The 15489-nt window shown below is 63.2% G+C and carries 14 protein-coding genes; 10 read left to right on the top strand and 4 right to left on the bottom strand.

Annotated features, from left to right (window positions below; translation table 11 throughout):
• The 5 genes from hspQ to ferA all read left to right on the top strand — a co-directional run.
• Positions 1–273 (top strand): heat shock protein HspQ (gene hspQ / locus ACFSCT_RS02835; protein ID WP_379139988.1); only part of this gene is annotated, 273 nt, incomplete at its 5' end.
• A 138-nt stretch (positions 274–411) separates the two neighbouring features.
• Positions 412–2082, top strand: coding sequence for a DUF2125 domain-containing protein (locus ACFSCT_RS02830; protein WP_379139987.1), 1671 nt, complete (start codon positions 412–414; stop codon positions 2080–2082).
• A 143-nt stretch (positions 2083–2225) separates the two neighbouring features.
• Complete coding sequence (locus tag ACFSCT_RS02825) at positions 2226–3578, top strand: TldD/PmbA family protein (RefSeq protein ID WP_379139985.1); 1353 nt, start codon at positions 2226–2228, stop codon at positions 3576–3578.
• Entirely contained in the window at positions 3565–4380 is an 816-nt protein-coding gene (locus ACFSCT_RS02820; RefSeq protein WP_379139983.1) for an inositol monophosphatase family protein, read from the top strand. Before ACFSCT_RS02825 ends, ACFSCT_RS02820 begins: the two co-directional genes overlap by 14 nt.
• A gap of 138 nt (positions 4381–4518) precedes the next feature.
• A complete protein-coding gene (ferA, locus tag ACFSCT_RS02815; RefSeq protein ID WP_379139981.1) occupies positions 4519–5058 on the top strand; it encodes a flavin reductase FerA in 540 nt (179 codons plus the stop codon).
• Here the strand turns inward: ferA and ACFSCT_RS02810 are convergent.
• Genes ACFSCT_RS02810 through ACFSCT_RS02795 form a run of 4 tightly spaced genes read right to left on the bottom strand, consistent with a single transcriptional unit; the run spans position 4985 to position 9415 of the window.
• Positions 4985–5635 (bottom strand): PqiC family protein, encoded by a 651-nt coding sequence (locus tag ACFSCT_RS02810; RefSeq protein WP_379139980.1) that lies wholly within the window; start codon positions 5633–5635, stop codon positions 4985–4987. The genes ferA and ACFSCT_RS02810 overlap by 74 nt on opposite strands.
• Before the next feature lie 2 nt (positions 5636–5637).
• Positions 5638–8034 carry an MlaD family protein gene (locus ACFSCT_RS02805; protein WP_379139978.1) on the bottom strand — a complete coding sequence of 799 codons (2397 nt, stop codon included), beginning with the start codon at positions 8032–8034 and terminating at the stop codon, positions 5638–5640.
• The gene (locus tag ACFSCT_RS02800) at positions 8031–8720 is read right to left on the bottom strand and encodes a paraquat-inducible protein A (RefSeq protein ID WP_379139976.1); all 690 of its coding nucleotides are present in this window, start codon (positions 8718–8720) and stop codon (positions 8031–8033) included. The genes ACFSCT_RS02805 and ACFSCT_RS02800 overlap by 4 nt, the downstream gene beginning before the upstream one ends.
• Positions 8717–9415: a paraquat-inducible protein A gene (locus ACFSCT_RS02795; RefSeq protein ID WP_379139975.1), complete on the bottom strand. Its 699-nt coding sequence runs from the start codon at positions 9413–9415 to the stop codon at positions 8717–8719. Before ACFSCT_RS02795 ends, ACFSCT_RS02800 begins: the two co-directional genes overlap by 4 nt.
• Before the next feature lie 194 nt (positions 9416–9609).
• Here ACFSCT_RS02795 and ACFSCT_RS02790 point away from each other — a divergent pair, with 194 nt between their 5' ends.
• The 5 genes from ACFSCT_RS02790 to ACFSCT_RS02770 all read left to right on the top strand — a co-directional run bounded on the left by ACFSCT_RS02790 (position 9610) and on the right by ACFSCT_RS02770 (position 15482).
• Positions 9610–10443: a flagellar motor protein MotB gene (locus ACFSCT_RS02790; RefSeq protein WP_379139973.1), complete on the top strand. Its 834-nt coding sequence runs from the start codon at positions 9610–9612 to the stop codon at positions 10441–10443.
• Between the two features lie 79 nt (positions 10444–10522).
• Complete coding sequence (locus tag ACFSCT_RS02785; RefSeq protein WP_379139971.1) at positions 10523–11866, top strand: flagellar hook protein FlgE; 1344 nt, start codon at positions 10523–10525, stop codon at positions 11864–11866.
• A 36-nt stretch (positions 11867–11902) separates the two neighbouring features.
• Entirely contained in the window at positions 11903–13351 is a 1449-nt protein-coding gene (gene flgK, locus ACFSCT_RS02780) for a flagellar hook-associated protein FlgK (protein ID WP_379139969.1), read from the top strand.
• 2 nt (positions 13352–13353) lie between these two features.
• Positions 13354–14370 (top strand): flagellin, encoded by a 1017-nt coding sequence (locus ACFSCT_RS02775; protein ID WP_379139967.1) that lies wholly within the window; start codon positions 13354–13356, stop codon positions 14368–14370.
• Complete coding sequence (locus ACFSCT_RS02770) at positions 14367–15482, top strand: flagellar basal body P-ring protein FlgI (RefSeq protein WP_379139966.1); 1116 nt, start codon at positions 14367–14369, stop codon at positions 15480–15482. The genes ACFSCT_RS02775 and ACFSCT_RS02770 overlap by 4 nt, the downstream gene beginning before the upstream one ends.
• The last annotated feature ends 7 nt before the right edge of the window (positions 15483–15489 follow it).

Below are 15489 nucleotides of genomic sequence, written 5' to 3'. Positions count from 1 at the left end.
CACCCGTTCCGGGGCGTGGTGTTCGATGTCGACCCCAGCTTTGGCAATACCGAGGAGTGGTATCAGTCGATCCCCGAGGATTCGCGCCCGTCCAAGGATCAGCCCTATTACCACCTGCTGGCCGAAGCCGAGACCACCTATTACGTCGCCTATGTCTCGGAACAGAACCTTGTCGCCGACCCCTCGGGCGAGCCGGTCGAGCATCCCGAAGTGCATGACATGTTCGGTGAATTCAACGACGGCCGCTATGCGCTGCACGGGGCGCTGAACTGACGCGACGCTGAGCCGGGGGTGCACCCCTGGGAATCACGTATCCGTCAGAAGATTGTGGGGATGGCGTGGCTTGGCATTGACGGGCTTGTATGGGACAAGTCTCGTCAACCGGACTCGTAATCTCGCCATTCGAAAGGAATGAGTATGTCGCTTATCCGCAACCGTCGACAGTTTGCCGTCGGATCGTCCGTCGCCGCGCTTGTCGCAGCACTTTCCGGGCCGGCCATGGCCGAGTTGACGCCGGACCAGCTGTGGACCCGCTGGACCGAGCTTTATGCCGAACAGGGCGTCACCGTGACCGAAGGTTCGCGCAGCGATGCCTCGGGCAAGCTGGAACTGACCGAGGTGGTTTTCACCTCGAAATCGGACGAGCCCAAATTCACCATGGCCCTGCCTTCCGTCACGCTGGAACAGACCGGCGACGGCAAGGTGCGGATGACCTCGTCCGATGCGGATCTGAAGATCTCGGCCAAGAACGCCGAGGGCAAGACCGTCGAAATCGACATGGACGTGACCCAAAAGCAATCCGAGGTCCTGTTCTCGGGTTCTATCGAGGCGCTGACCTATGACGTCAAGGCGGCCGAGATCGGCGTGGTCCTGAATGATGTCAAGACCGAAGGCAAAACCGACGCCCCGCCCAAGGGGACGATGACATTCACCGATATCACCGCGACCGGGACCGTCGACAAGACCGACGGCTCCAAGATGGCGGGTGAGGGTCAGGTGGCCAGCCTTGCCGTCAACCTCGAGGTTCCGCCGAACGAAAAGGGCGATCAGGTCAAGGTGACGGGCACCATGTCCGACATCAAGGTCAAAAGCGACCAGACCACGCCTGCGGGCGTCGATGTCGAGGACATGAACGCCGCTGTATCAGCCGGGCTTACCGCTATGGTGGCGATGACCACGGGCACCGGCGATTTCGCCATCAACGCCCAGTCGAAGGATGAACAGGGAAATCCGCAGCAGGTCGATATGACTTCGGCCTTCGGCGCGCTGTCGCTGGACGGTGGTATCAGCAAGGAAGGCCTGACCTATACCGGCTCGGTCAAGGACGGGACGTTCAGCAGCACCGTTCCGGGCCTGCCGACGCCGGTTGGCTACAAGCTTGCCGAAGGCGGCGGCTCGATCAAGTTCCCGCTGCTCAAGACGGAAGGCGATTCCGCATCGCCGTTTGCAGTGACATACAAGCTGGCCGGGCTGGTGATCGACGACGGCGTCTGGGGTCTGTTTGATCCGTCCAAGAAGCTGCCGCGCGACCCCGCCAACGTCGATATCGACGTCTCGGGCACGGTGAAACTGAAAGAGGGTCTGTTCAGCCCCGCCTTCCTCGAAGAGGCGAAAAAGGCCGAAGCAGGCGGATCCGACGCGCCGGCCGCTGGCACGACGCCCGCTGACGGCACGACGCCCGCGGATGGCACGACGCCCTCCGACGGTACCACGCCCGCTGACGGCATGACCGACGATCAGGAAGGCATGCCGGCCGAAGACATGCCGGACGTTCGCACGGTGACCATCAACAAGTTCAACATCGACGCCGTCGGCGCGAAGATCGCCGCGACGGGTGAGTTGGCAGCCCCGGAAGGCGGCACGCTTGAAACCCCAATCGGCAAAATCGAAGGCCAGCTCGACGGCATCAACAAGCTGATGGATACGCTGGTCGCGATGGGTCTGATGCCGCAGGATCAGGTCGCCAGTACCCGCATGATGCTGGCCATGTTCACCAAACCCGCCGGCGATGATCAGTTGACCACCACCCTTGAGTTCAAGGAAGGCGGCCAGATCTTCGCCAATGGCCAACAACTGAAGTAATGCCGTAACATATCCCATGGGGCCGGAGGAATTTCTCCGGCCCCATTTTCATGGCGCGCGCTGGCTTACGGCCAGCACTGGTTCAAGACAGGCATTGGCCGACCCCGTCGCTGCGGGCGAAATATACTGAAAGGCCGCGAAGGATGACCTCATCGTTGGACAGGCTGCAATCCTTTACCCAAACGCTTTTGCGCAACGCCGGCGATCACGGCGCGACCGAAGCCGACGCCGTCGCGATCGAGGGTCAATCGATCAGTCTTGAGGTGCGGGACGGCCAGCTTGAGCATGCCGAACGCGCCGAAGGGATCGAGATCGGCCTGCGCGTGATCATCGGCGGCCGTCAGGCGATGGTCTCGGCGGCGGATACAAGCGTCCGCACGCTCGAAGAAATGGCCGCGCGGGCGGTGGCGATGGCCCGAGAGGCCCCGGTCGACGATTATGTCGGGCTTGCCGATCCGGATCAGCTCGCCCAGCCGCCGTTCACCGATCTGGAGCTGTGCGACATCGGCCCTGAACCCGAGCCATCCGCCTTGCAGGATCTGGCGCTTCGGCTGGATGCGGCCGCCCGGTCGGTCAAAGGCGTGACGCAGGTTCAATCCGCGGGCGCCAGCTTTGGCCGGCGGCGGATGTGGATTTCCGGAACGAACGGGCTGGAGCAAGGATTGAACCGGTCCAGCCATTCCCTGTCGGCGGTCGCCATCACCGGTGAAGGCCTGGGTATGGAACGCGACTGGGCGTCGGAATCGCGCATTTGGGCGGATGATCTTCCCCCGGCCGAGGAGGTCGGCGTGCTTGCCGGGCAGCGTACCGTCGCACGGGCCGGGGCGCGCCGCCCGCCCACCGGCGCCTTTCCGATCCTTTACGACGAACGCGTCGCGGGTGGGCTGATCTCGCATCTTCTGGCGGCGACGAACGGGGCGGCCATCGCGCGCGGGGCGAGCTGGCTGCGCAATGCCATGGGTGAGGCCGTGCTGCCGGCCGGCCTGTCCGTGACCGAGGACCCGTTGATCCCGCGCATGCCGCTGTCGCGGCATTTCGACGTAGAAGGCTTGCGAACCGGGCCGCGACAGATCGTGGCGGACGGGGTTCTGCGCACGTGGACGCTGGATCTGGCGACGGCGCGAAAGCTGGGTCTGCAAAGCACCGCCTCGGCGGTTCGCGGCACCTCCTCGCCGCCGCAGCCCGGATTTTCCAACATCGCACTGACCCAGGGCGATGCGACCCCCGAGGCGCTGATTGCGCAGATGGGGCGGGGGCTGCTGGTCACCTCGATGCTCGGGGCGTCGGTCAATGCCACCACCGGCGATTATTCCCGCGGCGCATCGGGGTTCTGGGTCGAGAATGGCCGGATCGCCTGGCCGGTCAACGAATGCACCATCGCCGGAAACCTGCGCGAGATGCTGATGCGGATCACCCCCGCCAATGATGCGCGCCGCTGGACCGGACAACGCGTGCCAAGCCTTCTGGTCGAAGGGATGACGGTTGCGGGCGCCTGAGGCAGAGGGCGCGGCCGGGGCCGATCTGGACGATCTCGCGCTGTTGACGCGGGCCGCGCGGGGTGCTGGCGAAATCGCGCTCGGATATTGGCGGAACGCGCCGAAATCCTGGGAAAAGGACGATAGCGCCGGGCCGGTGACCGAGGCCGATCTGGCCGTGAACGACTATCTTGCCGCGCTTCTTGGCGACGCCCGCCCCGCCTATGGCTGGCTGTCCGAGGAAAGCGCGGATGATGCCGCCCGGCTGGATGCGGAATCCTGCTTCATCATCGACCCCATCGACGGCACCCGCGCCTTTCTGGCCGGCGAGCCGGGCTTTTCCCATTCGCTGGCCGTGGTCCGCAATGGCAGGCCGCAGGTTGGAGTGGTCTATCTGCCCGCGCAGGATATCCTGTTCACGGCCGTGGCCGGTCAGGTGTCGATGCGCAACGGCGTGGAAATTCATGTCACCGATCCCGGGCGGCTCGACGGCGCAACGGTAATGATCTCGCGCCCCAACATGGACCCCGCGCTTTGGCGCGACCGGCGGGTTCCGCCGTTCCGGCGTGAGTTTCGGCCCTCGATCGCGTGGCGGTTGTGTCTGGTGGCCGAGGGGCGGTTTGACGCGGTGATGACGCTGATGCAGGCGTGGGAATGGGACATAGCGGCGGGCGTGCTGATCGCGGCAGAAGCCGGGGCCAAGGTCACCGATCGGCACGGACATGCGATGCGTTTCAACGGCCCCACCGCGCGTATCGACGGGATGATCGTCGCCGGCCCGGCAACCCAGGCAAATCTGCTGCATCATCTGGCGCCCGTTTAGGCCGGCGCCGTCCGCTGCTTGGTTGAAACCCGCCGCCCGGCTTTCTATCCTGCGCATCATGCCGGGGCGAAAGGCCGAAATGTCCTATCTTCATGCGATCCACGCCACACCGATGATCCGTCAGGCGGGTTTTCCGGGATGAGCAACCTGCCCCCCGAAGCCCGTGATCGGCTGGCGGAAGAGATCACCTTTCATCCGGCCACGGCCGAGGCGCGCACCTATCGCGAGGCGCTGAGCCGCTTTGCGACCGGGGTCACCGTGGTCACAGCCTGGGTCGCCGAAGGCCCGATCGGGATGACCGTCAACAGCTTTACCAGCCTGTCGCTGGACCCGGCGCTGGTCATGTGGGCCCCGGCCAAAGCATCGACCCGGCACGATGCCTTTGCCTCGGCCGATGCATGGTCGGTGCATGTCCTGACCGCCGATCAACTGTCAATGTCCCAGCGTTTCACGCGCGGCGGTCTTGGGTTTGCGGGGCTCGAGATCACCGAAAGCGAGCTTGGAACGCCGATTCTGCCCGGTGTCGCGGCGCGTTTCGACTGTGCGGCCGAGGCGGTCCATCCCGGCGGCGATCACTCGATTCTGGTGGGTCGGGTGGCGCGGGTTACAGTATCGGGTCCAGCCCATCACCTGCTGGTGTTCGCAGCGGGTCAGTTTGGGCGTTTCCAGAAGGAATAGAATTGCCCGGCCCGGCCAGCCGCGCGATCTGGTCGGCAAGCTGGCCGATCGCATTCGACTGCGCCCGCGCGATCGCGCCCGGCCCCTCGGCCCCAAGCGGTACCACGATGTTGAACTTGCGGGTCAGGTCATTGCCGCTGGTATAGCTGCTGTTGGACACGAAATACCGCCCTTCCAGCCGATACATCCCGTCCGCCCCCGCCAAAGCCTTTTCGACCCGGACCTCAAGCCGGCGGTCGGGCGGCGCGCCAAGGGGCCAGGGCTCGGCGATAACGGTCGCGCCCGAAATATCCGAGATCCGGCCGGCCAGCGTCAGCGTGAACGCCCGTTGCGGCGAATCCGCCCAAAGCTGGTCGGGAACCGACCGGACGGCGCCGTCCGGGGTCTGCCACGCGACCTCCTGCCCGGCAGCATATTCCGGAAGCGACACGTCGCGCAACTCGGCCGTGCCCAGCCGGTTGGCAAGGCGTTTGCCGCTGTCGGGCGGGTCGATCAGATAACGCCCGGTCTTTTCCGGGTTGGAGCATCCGGCCAGAATTGCGGCCATCACGGTCATCAAAATGAAGCTGCGAAACATGGTCATCGTCCCAAAATAAAGGCGCGCGGGTTTCGTTCGATCATACGGGCCAAGGATCCGAAGGATGCGGTCGCGCGGCGCAATTCACGCATCGCCCCGATGGCCTCGGCGTTGAAATTGGACCGCTCGCCATAGGCGTTCAGCACCGTCGTCGCGGTCGTCGCCACGCTGTCGATCCGCGCCAGAACCGCCGGAAGCTGCCGCGCGGCGCCCGCAACCTCATCCATCGCGGTGCGTGCCGAGGCCAGCGCGTCGTTCAGGCTGCCGGCGGCATTGCCATCGCGCAACTCGTTCAGCAGCCCCGCCGCGGCCGCCAGAGTGTCGGACAGGTTGCGCGGCAGTTGCTTGGCGTCCTCGGTCCCCAGCATGGTGCGCAGGTCGTTGACGATGCCCTCGACCTGATTGCCGATTCCGGCGAAATCAATCTGCTTGGCCTTGTTCGCCACCTCAGACATGTCGCTGACCATGGCCGGGATATTCTCGGCGGCGGCGCGCACCGACTGAACGGCGGTCGTGGTCTCATCCACCATCGTGCCGACTTTGGTCATCGCGCCCGAGGCTTTCAGCTCAGCCGCCAGCGCCTTGATTTCGGCCGCGGTTGTCTGGAACTCGGTCAGCGCCGTCTGAATGCTTGCCGGCAATGCCTTGGCCTCGGGCGTGCCGATCACGCCGCGCAGATCGGTCAGGGCGCCGTCGGCTTTTTGGCCGATCGCGGCAAGATCGACCTGCGCGGCGGCGTCGCTGACCTTCTGGATCGAATCGAGTATCGCCGGCAGTTTTTCAGCCGCCGCATTCAGTTGCGCGGTGAGGTCTTTCGCCTGTGCGAAAGTATCGGAAAGGTTCGCCGCCATCTGCTGCTGCTTCAGCTCGGCGACCATTTCGCGAATATCGGCAACCGTCGCGTTGGCGTCGTCCAGCGTCTTGCGCAGGTCCCCCGGGATCGCGCGGGTATCGGGCGAGTTCGCAATCGCCGTCACCGAATCCATCATGTTCGAGACCGATTGCAGCGTCTCACGCAGAGGCAGGCTGCCGATCTTGGACATGAGACCCTGGGCCGAGGCCGTGAAGTCGGTCAGATCGCCCGGCACGGTCGGAAAGATCGGCAACGGCTTTGCCGTCGGGTTCAGCGTCTGTGGCCGTGCATCGGGCAGCGTCACCATCTCGATCATCAGCGAGGTGCCCAGCAGGCCCGAGCTCGCCACCCGCGCGCGCAGCCCCTGATCGACCCGCGCGCTCAGGAACTCCAGCGTTTCCTCGGGCGTGGCTTTGTCCGACATGCCCAGACGCTGCGGCGATACCGCGATCGTCACCTGCTGCTGTACAAGGCGCGGGCGACCGTCCGGATAGTCGGTCACATGAACCGCAAGGTTGGTGACGCGCCCCACCGGCAGCCCTTCATATTGCACCTCGGCGCCTTTGCTAAGACCGCGGACCGAGCCGTCCAGATACAGGTTCATCGACAGGTCGTTGGTCTTGTCCGGTCCGAAAATCGAATCCTGCGCATCGGCCTTGGTCGGGCTGACGGGGAATACGTGTCCGCCCTTGATCGGCTGACCGCCACTGGTCAGATTGGCAAACTGCACGCCGCCTTGCAGCAATGAGGCGACCGAGGTCACGTCCAGCGCAACCCCTTGCGGCCCAAGCGACACGGAAAAGCCCGACGTGTCCCAAAACACCGATGAGGTGCTCAGCTGCGCATCGTTCGGACTGGCGATGAACGCATCGGCGATCACCGCCTGCCCGTCCGCCGCCAGCCGCAGATTTTCCATCCGGCCGACCTCGAGGCCGTTGTACATCACCGGCGCCCCCTCGCGCAGCCCTTCGCCGTCGGGCGAGGACAGGACGATCCAGGTGCCGGTCCCACCGGAACGGTCCAGCGGCGGCCGGTCGAGGCCGACAAAGTGATCCTGCGGCTCGCCGCTCATCGAGCTGTCCCAGAGCCCCTCGACGAACACGCCGGTCAGCACCGTATCGAGACGCGAGATCCCCTGCGCCGACACCTGCGGGCGCACGATCCAGAATTCGGCTTTTGAATCTATGTATTGCGAGACATCGGGGTCGATCCGCAGCCGCAACACGACATTGGTCAGGTCGGGCGAAAAGCTGACGCTTTCGACCTTGCCGACCGATATTTCGCGGAATTTGACCAAGGTCTCGCCGGGGGTGATGCCGGTGGCGTCGGTGAACTCGACCTCGATCAGCTCGCCCCGGCCGGCATAGATGTTCCAAGCGACGGCCAGCGTGACCGCGAGGGCCAGAATCGGCACCAGCCAGATCAGCGACACGGCGTTGCGCCGCGTCTTGCCGCTGGATGGCCGGGTTACGACCGGGGTCTGTTGGGCAAGCTCGAACCGAGTCGTGTTTTCGGCCTCTCGGTCGGGATCCGGGCGGTCGCTCATTCTGCCTTTTTTTCCTTCTTGGCTCTTAGCGGCAGGCCGCGCCAGATCAATCTTGGGTCGAAGCTTTGCGCGGATAACATGGTAAATGCAACCGAGAGTGCGAAACAAACCGCCGCCGGTCCCGGGTGGATGCTGGCCACGAAGCCCAGTTGCACCAGCGCCGATAGAATCGCCACGACAAACACGTCGATCATCGACCAGCGCCCAATGAAATCAACGACTTCGTAAAGCCTCAGACGCTTGTGCGCGTCGCGGATGGTGGCGGGATATCCGGCGACGCGGGCCAGCCAGACGATCGCCACGAATTTTGAAATCGGGATGATCACCGACGCCACGAACACGATCAGCGCGACGAACCAGCTTCCATAGTTCAAAAGCTCGAACACGCCGCCGACGATGGTCGATTCCGTGTTGCCGTTCAGCCCGGCGAAAGTATCGGTCCGCAGCATCGGAAACAGGTTCGCGGGAATGTAGAAAATGATCCCGGCCAGCAGCCACGCCCATACGAATTGCAATGATCTGCGGTCGGGCGGGTACAGGTGCGCGCCGCAACGATCGCAGATCTCCTCATCCTCGGGCCAGACCCGACCACAACTGCGACAACCGACCAGCCCGGCGCGATGGGCGGTCAGGATCGGGACGTGGTCCGGCGGGGCGAGGGGCTGAGGCTCGGGATGACGCATCATTGTCGTTCCGCGTTCAGTTCAGGCATGTCGCGGTCGATCAGCTCTTCCCCGGTTTGACCGGTCGCATCCTCGATCGCGTCCCAGACCGTTGCCGCGCTGGTGAATGTGTCGGATGTGATCACCACCAGAATCATCGCGCTGAAGGCCCAGAAGGCCGGCCCAAGGCTGACCGTCGCCAGGCCGCCGATCTTGACCAGCGCGACCGATGTGCCGATCACGAACACCTCGGCCATCGACCAGGGCTTCATGCTTTGCGACATCCGAAAGGCCACGGCGGCATGGCGCCACGGTCGCCTGCCCCGCGCCAGCGGCCAAAGCGTATAGACCACAAGTGCGGCCCGGATGACCGGCAGCCCGACGATCATCGCCAGCACCGCAAGCGTCAGCGGCAACAGAACCCCATTGGAAAACGCCATCGCCACCCCGAAAATCGAGGTCTCGTTGGAGATGCCCATGCGCCCGATCTGCAGAAACGGAAAGAATACCGCCGCGACCATCAGCACCATGGTGGTGAAGCTAAGCGCGATGATCTGGACGAACGCACCCTCTCGCGGGTTGGCAAGCAGCTTCCCGCAGCGGGCGCAATTGGCCTTTTCACCGTCCGCCAGCTCTTCCTCGACATATAATGCGTCGCAGCGCGGGCATGCGATCAGCCCGGCTCCGGTCTTCAGGTCTGGCGAGGGCGTTGCTTTCATCGCATCAGAATATCGGCCGCTGAACATCATTCCAAGACTTCGCATGCAAAGGTAAAAAACTCTTTAAGCGGCTTACGGTTTCCGTACCGGACCTGCCGATCCGAGCGCGGAAAATAGACGGCATTTTAGCCGTTAACTTGTTGTTATTCCGCGTCTGCTATCCCCTAGCGAAATGTAGAATCACCGGTTCGGGCATGGCTGGAATGGCACATAACGGCGCAAAAACGCCGATCATCATCCGGCGCGGGAACGAAGCCGAGGAGACGGCCCACCACGGCGGCGCCTGGAAGGTCGCCTATGCCGATTTCGTGACCGCCATGATGGCGTTTTTCCTGCTGATGTGGCTGCTGAACGCAACCACCGAAAAGCAGCGACAGGGTCTTGCGGATTATTTCAATCCGACCGTCGTTCAGCACCCGAACGGCCAGTCCGGCACGGATCAGTTTGCGGGCGAAACGCCGCTGTCTAATCAATCGGATATCGCGACCGGCACGGGCGGCACGCCGGATACGGGCGCGAATGTCAATGTCAGCGCGTCGATGACGCAGAAAGCTCAGGCGGATTCGTTTCAGGAACGCGCGCGCCACGTGCAGAACCAGTTGACCGGGTCTGGCGCCGAATCGATGCAGCGCATCAATCTGTTGCGGCACGTCGTCACCCGGATGACCGATGACGGTCTGGTGATCGAGCTTACCGACCTGACCGACGCCCCCTTGTTCGATCCCGACACGTCCACACCGCGCCCGGCGATGCGCGAGCTGATCGCGATCGTCCAGCGGGTCCTGTCACATGTACCGAATGACCTCGCAATTCAGGGCCATGTCCGCGGCTATCCCGAGATGATGCGGGATTCGCCGGTCTGGCCGCTTTCCGACGGCCGCGCGCATGCCGTTCGCAAACTTCTGACGGAAAAGGGTTTTCCCGAAAGGCGGATCCAGCGGGTGACGGGGTTCGCGGATCGTCGGAACCGTACGGGCAACCCCATGGATCCGGCGAATAATCGTATCGAGTTGATAATGCTTCGATAAAATTCCTCCGGGCATTAGCCGGATTTTAACTCCTGCCGGATCAGTATGCCCGGAACCAGTAGCTGAAAGGCAAATCGGAATGTCCATTTCCTCTTCTCTGAACGCAGGCGTCTCGGGCCTTGCGGCGAATGCCACGCGGTTGTCCACGATCGCTGATAATATCTCGAACTCCAGCACCTTCGGTTACAAGCGGGTGACGACGGACTTTGAAGGCATGGTGATCAATCAGGCGCGCGGCGCGGGTGTCTATTCGGCCGGCGGTGTCCGCGCCTCGACCAGCCGATTGGTCGACGAACGGGGAACGCTGATCTCGACATCTCACCCGCTCGATCTTGCCATTTCCGGCCGCGGCATGTTGCCGGTGGCGCCAAGCGTCAGCGTCGGGGACATGGGCAAGCAGCCGATGATGATGACGACGACCGGGGCTTTCCGACCCGACGCCGATGGCGTCCTGCGCACCGATTCGGGGCTGGTCTTGCTGGGCTGGCCGGCCAATGCCGACGGCACGATCCCGGTCATGCCGCGCGATACGCTGGGCGGGTTGCAACCGGTCATCATCAACGCGAACCAGACCGCCGCGGACCCGACCACAAAAATGACCCTCGGGGTCAATCTGCCGGCAACCGCGACCGATTATGGCGAGCCCGGCGACGCGATACCGACGTCGATCGAGTATTTCGGAAACCTCGGCACTTCCGAATTGCTAAGCGTGACCTTCACGCCCACCGTATCCGGCGTGGCGGGCACCGGCACCAATACCTGGACGGTCGAAATTCGCGACTCGGCCACACCGAACGACCCGGCAACCACCGCCGACGAATCGCTTATCGGCCGGTATGAGGTGGCATTCTCCGATGGCAAGACGGGCGGGGGCACCATCGTCAGCGTGACACCTGCGCCCGGCTTTCCGGCTTATGACAGCACCACCGGGGCGATTTCCCTTCCGGTGCTGGAAGGCAAGGGCTCCATCGACATCACCCTCGGTCGCCCCGGCGATCAGAACGGCATGACGCAACTGTCCGATACCTTCCAACAAACCAATATCACCAAGGACGGCTCTCCGGTCGGCAATCTGACCGCGGTTGAAGTGGATGAAAACGGATACATCCGAGCCACATATGACACCGGCTTCATCCGGACCGTCTACCAGATCCCGCTGGTCGATGTGCCGAACCCCAACGGTCTGACCTCACTGAACAATCAAACCTTCCAGGTCTCGCCGACCTCCGGTTCGTTCTTCCTGTGGGATGCCGGCGACGGTCCCACGGGTTCGGTGGTCGGCTATGCGCGCGAAGGCTCGACAACCGATGTCGCGGCCGAACTGACCAGCCTCATACAAACCCAACGCGCCTATTCGTCAAATGCCAAGGTTATCCAGACCGTCGATGAGATGCTGCAGGAAACCACAAACATCAAGCGCTGATCGGGCACCGCGCCCGCATCACCGGAGGAGCATCAGTTGAGTATCGCCAACGCGCTATCGAACGCCCTATCAGGACTGACCGCCTCGGCCCGCGGCGTCGAGGTGGTATCGTCCAATCTGGCAAATGCTCTTACTCCCGGATACGGCCGGCGCGAACTGCAGCTATCGCCGCGCATATTGTCTTCAAACGGCGGGGGCGTTCGGGTCGATGGCATCCGGCGGGCTGTGACCATGTCGCTTGTCGCCGCCAACCGCTCGGCCAGCGCGGACGCCGCCGCCGCAACAGCCGCGGGGGATTTCGCCCGGAAACTGGAGGGTCTTTACGGGCTGCCCGGTGATGGCGCGTCACTCAGCGATCAGATCACCCGGTTTCAGGCCGCATTAACCTCTGCCGCGGCGCGTCCCGACAGCGATCTGCGGCTCGAATCGGTGGCCGGCTCGGCCAAATCGATTACCGAAAAGCTGAATGCGATCAGCGCGGGCATTCAATCTGCCCGGGCCGATGCCGACGGCCGTATCGGGGATACCGTCGACCAACTCAACAACGCCTTGCGCGGTGTCTCTGACCTCAACCGCCAGATCGTCGTGCGCTTGTCCAATAACGACGAGGCGGCCGCGCTCATTGACCAAAGGCAAAAGCTGATCGACGAGATCTCCACCTTCGTTCCGATTAAGGAAATTCCTCGTCAGAATGGACAAATCGCACTTTTCACCGAGTCGGGCGGCGTACTTCTCGACGGGGGTAAGCCCGCTACCTTCGCCTTTCAACGCACCCCGACGATCACTGCCGACATGACGGTCGAGTCCGGCAATCTGTCAACGCTGACGGTAAACGGGATCGAGGTGAACCCGGCTTCGAAATCCTTCTATGGAGGTGGTTTGATCGGATCGCTGTTTGCGATCCGGGATCAGAGTTCTGCCGCGGCCCAGAAACAGGTCGATGCCTATGCGGCCTCGATTTACACGCGATTCAGTAGCCCGGCGGTCGACCCGACGCTCAACGCGGGTCAGGCCGGATTGTTTACGGATAACGGCGATGCCTTTTACCCAGCGAATTCGGTGGGCCTTGCCTCGCGTCTGAAAATCAATGCAGCGGTCGATGCCGGTACGGGTGGAAGCGCCTGGCGCATTCGCGCCGGCCTTTACGCGGCTTCTCCGGGCAATGTCAGCAGCGATACCATTCTGAACAAACTGGCAGATGCGCTGACCCTCTCACAACCTGTGGGCGGCGGTCTTGTGGCAGGAACTGCGGCAACGCAGGCGAACGATCTGTCATCCCGCGCATCCACGCTGCGCGTCCAGTCCGAAGCCCGCGAAACCCGAACTGCGGCTCAGGCCTCTGCGGTGCGCAGCTCTCTGATGGCTGAAGGCGTTGATTCAGATTACGAAATGTCCCGCCTTCTTGAGCTGGAAAAAGCCTATGCCGCCAACGCCCGCGTGATTCAGGCGGCGGATGAAATGCTGCAAAACCTGATGAGGTTGTAGACATGACCGCGATCACGACGGGCGACAGGTCCCGCTCTTATCAACTTAACCTGGCGAACGCGCAGTTGAAGCGCGGTCTGGACGTCCTGACCCGAGAGGTCGCGACCGGAATAAAATCCGATATCGGCGCGCATCTTGGCGGAAACCTCATGCAGTTTGGTGCGCTGGAAAATCGGCTGACCACCATATCCGCGCAGCAATCGTCACTGGCCGAGGGTGCGCTGATCGCGCAAGCAATGCAGGCCTCTTTCACCAATATGCAGGACATCACCGTTCGGCATGCTCCGGGCCTGATCGACGTCGGAAACAGCAGCTCTCCGCAATCCGTGCAAATGGTGACCCAGGCAGCGGCGGCAGAACTGGACGTTGTGATCGGGCAATTGAACGTCGAGGTCGCCGGACGCCATGTTTTCGGCGGCACCCGAAGCGACGCCCCCCCGATCGTCGGAAAAACGGAATTTCTGTCGGCGTTGCGCTCGGTGACATCGGGGCTTGCCACGGTTGACGACGTCGTTTCGGCGATTGACGACTGGTTTGACGCGCCGGCCGGCTCCTCGGGATTTCTGGACATGGCGTTCAGGGGAGACAGCTCGTCATATCTGTCGCAACAGGTGAGTTCGACCGTGACAGTCGCGTTTCCGTTCACGGCTGCCTCGGCCAATATCAAAAACCTGCTCAAGGGGTTGGCCGTTGCATCCCTGATTTCCGATGGGAGCCTGGGGCTTGGGCATGCCGCGGAGGCGCAACTCGCGGCCGAATCCGGTCGCATGATCATGAACGCGGGGACCGGAATCATCGAGCAGCAGGGCAAGCTGGGCGCCATCGAAGAGCATATCGAAAAAGCCAGCCGCCGAAACGAGGCCGAGGAAACCAGCCTGAAGATCGCCCGGACAACCCTGATCGGAACCGACCCCTTTGAAACCGCGCAGCAACTTACCACGGTGCAGACACAGCTTGAGTCCGTCTATGCCGTTACCGCAAGATTGTCGCGCCTCAGCCTCGCGAATTATCTGAAATGAGGGCGCTTTTTTCACTTCTCGGGGCAGTTTTGGTCGCCCTTGCGCTGATCCCGCAGGTCGCCTTGTCGGCCCCGGTCCGGATCAAGGATCTGGTCAATTTTGACGGCGTGCGGGGTAATGATCTGGTCGGGTACGGACTCGTCGTCGGCCTGAATGGAACCGGAGATACCATTCGAAACGCGCCGTTTACCGAGGATCTGATGGCGGGGGTTCTGGAGCGTCTCGGCGTCAACGTGTCCGATGCCGCGTTCCGGACCAAGAACGCCGCCGCCGTTATGGTGACCGCCAGCTTGCCCGCTTTCGCCCGCGCCGGAAGCCAGATCGACGTCAATGTCGCGGCCATCGGCGACGCGAAAAGCCTTCTGGGCGGCACCTTGATCATGACGCCGCTGAATGCCGCGGACGGTGATATTTATGCCGTCGCCCAAGGGTCCATTATTGCCAGCGGCGCGGTGGCGGGCGGCGATGCGGCAGTGGTCGTGCAGGGCGTTCCCACAAGCGGCGCGATCCCAAGCGGCGGCCGTGTGGAGCGTGAAGTCGGGTTCGACTTCCAGGGGCTGACCTCGTTGCGCCTTGCCCTGCGCAGCCCGGATTTCACCACGGCCGAGCGTATTGAGCGGGCGATCAACACGGGCATCGGCAAACGCATCGCGATGATGACCGATGCGGGGACGATCAGCCTCGATCTTTCGGTTCTCGGCAATGTAAGCCCCGCGCATCTGATCGGCCGGATCGAAAACATCCCGGTCGAGCCGCAGACAAAGGCGCGTGTGGTCATCGACCATCGGACCGGCACCATCGTCATGGGGGAGGATGTAAGGGTTTCGCGGGTCGCGGTCAGTCAGGGGGGCTTGACGCTTCGGGTGAAAGAGGAGCCCGGGGTTTCTCAACCCAACCCCTTCGCGCCGGGTGAGACCGTCATCGTCCCAAGGACGCAGGCGTCGATCGAAGAGCAGGCGGGCATCGGTCTCTATCCGGTCGATGGCGGATCGTCCTTGTCGGATGTCGTGGCGGGGTTGAACGCTTTGGGGGTCAGTCCGCGCGATCTGATCGACATCCTGCGCTCGATCCATGCCGCCGGGGCGCTTCACGCCGAACTGGTGATCAACTGACAGGGGG

Origin of the sequence: Paracoccus pacificus (genome assembly GCF_042680785.1) — a bacterium.
GTDB lineage: Bacteria > Pseudomonadota > Alphaproteobacteria > Rhodobacterales > Rhodobacteraceae > Paracoccus > Paracoccus pacificus.
This window is presented reverse-complemented; position numbering and strand designations above follow the sequence as displayed.

Bases quoted from the DNA above. Each gene is read 5' to 3' on its own strand.
- ACFSCT_RS02830 (WP_379139987.1), top strand. From the start codon at position 412: ATGAGTATGTCGCTTATCCGCAACCGTCGACAGTTTGCCGTCGGATCG.
- ACFSCT_RS02825 (WP_379139985.1), top strand. From the start codon at position 2,226: ATGACCTCATCGTTGGACAGGCTGCAATCCTTTACCCAAACGCTTTTG.
- ferA (WP_379139981.1), top strand. From the start codon at position 4,519: ATGAGCAACCTGCCCCCCGAAGCCCGTGATCGGCTGGCGGAAGAGATC.
- ACFSCT_RS02810 (WP_379139980.1), bottom strand. From the start codon at position 5,635: ATGTTTCGCAGCTTCATTTTGATGACCGTGATGGCCGCAATTCTGGCC.
- ACFSCT_RS02805 (WP_379139978.1), bottom strand. From the start codon at position 8,034: ATGAGCGACCGCCCGGATCCCGACCGAGAGGCCGAAAACACGACTCGG.
- ACFSCT_RS02800 (WP_379139976.1), bottom strand. From the start codon at position 8,720: ATGATGCGTCATCCCGAGCCTCAGCCCCTCGCCCCGCCGGACCACGTC.
- ACFSCT_RS02795 (WP_379139975.1), bottom strand. From the start codon at position 9,415: ATGAAAGCAACGCCCTCGCCAGACCTGAAGACCGGAGCCGGGCTGATC.
- ACFSCT_RS02790 (WP_379139973.1), top strand. From the start codon at position 9,610: ATGGCTGGAATGGCACATAACGGCGCAAAAACGCCGATCATCATCCGG.
- ACFSCT_RS02785 (WP_379139971.1), top strand. From the start codon at position 10,523: ATGTCCATTTCCTCTTCTCTGAACGCAGGCGTCTCGGGCCTTGCGGCG.
- ACFSCT_RS02775 (WP_379139967.1), top strand. From the start codon at position 13,354: ATGACCGCGATCACGACGGGCGACAGGTCCCGCTCTTATCAACTTAAC.
- ACFSCT_RS02770 (WP_379139966.1), top strand. From the start codon at position 14,367: ATGAGGGCGCTTTTTTCACTTCTCGGGGCAGTTTTGGTCGCCCTTGCG.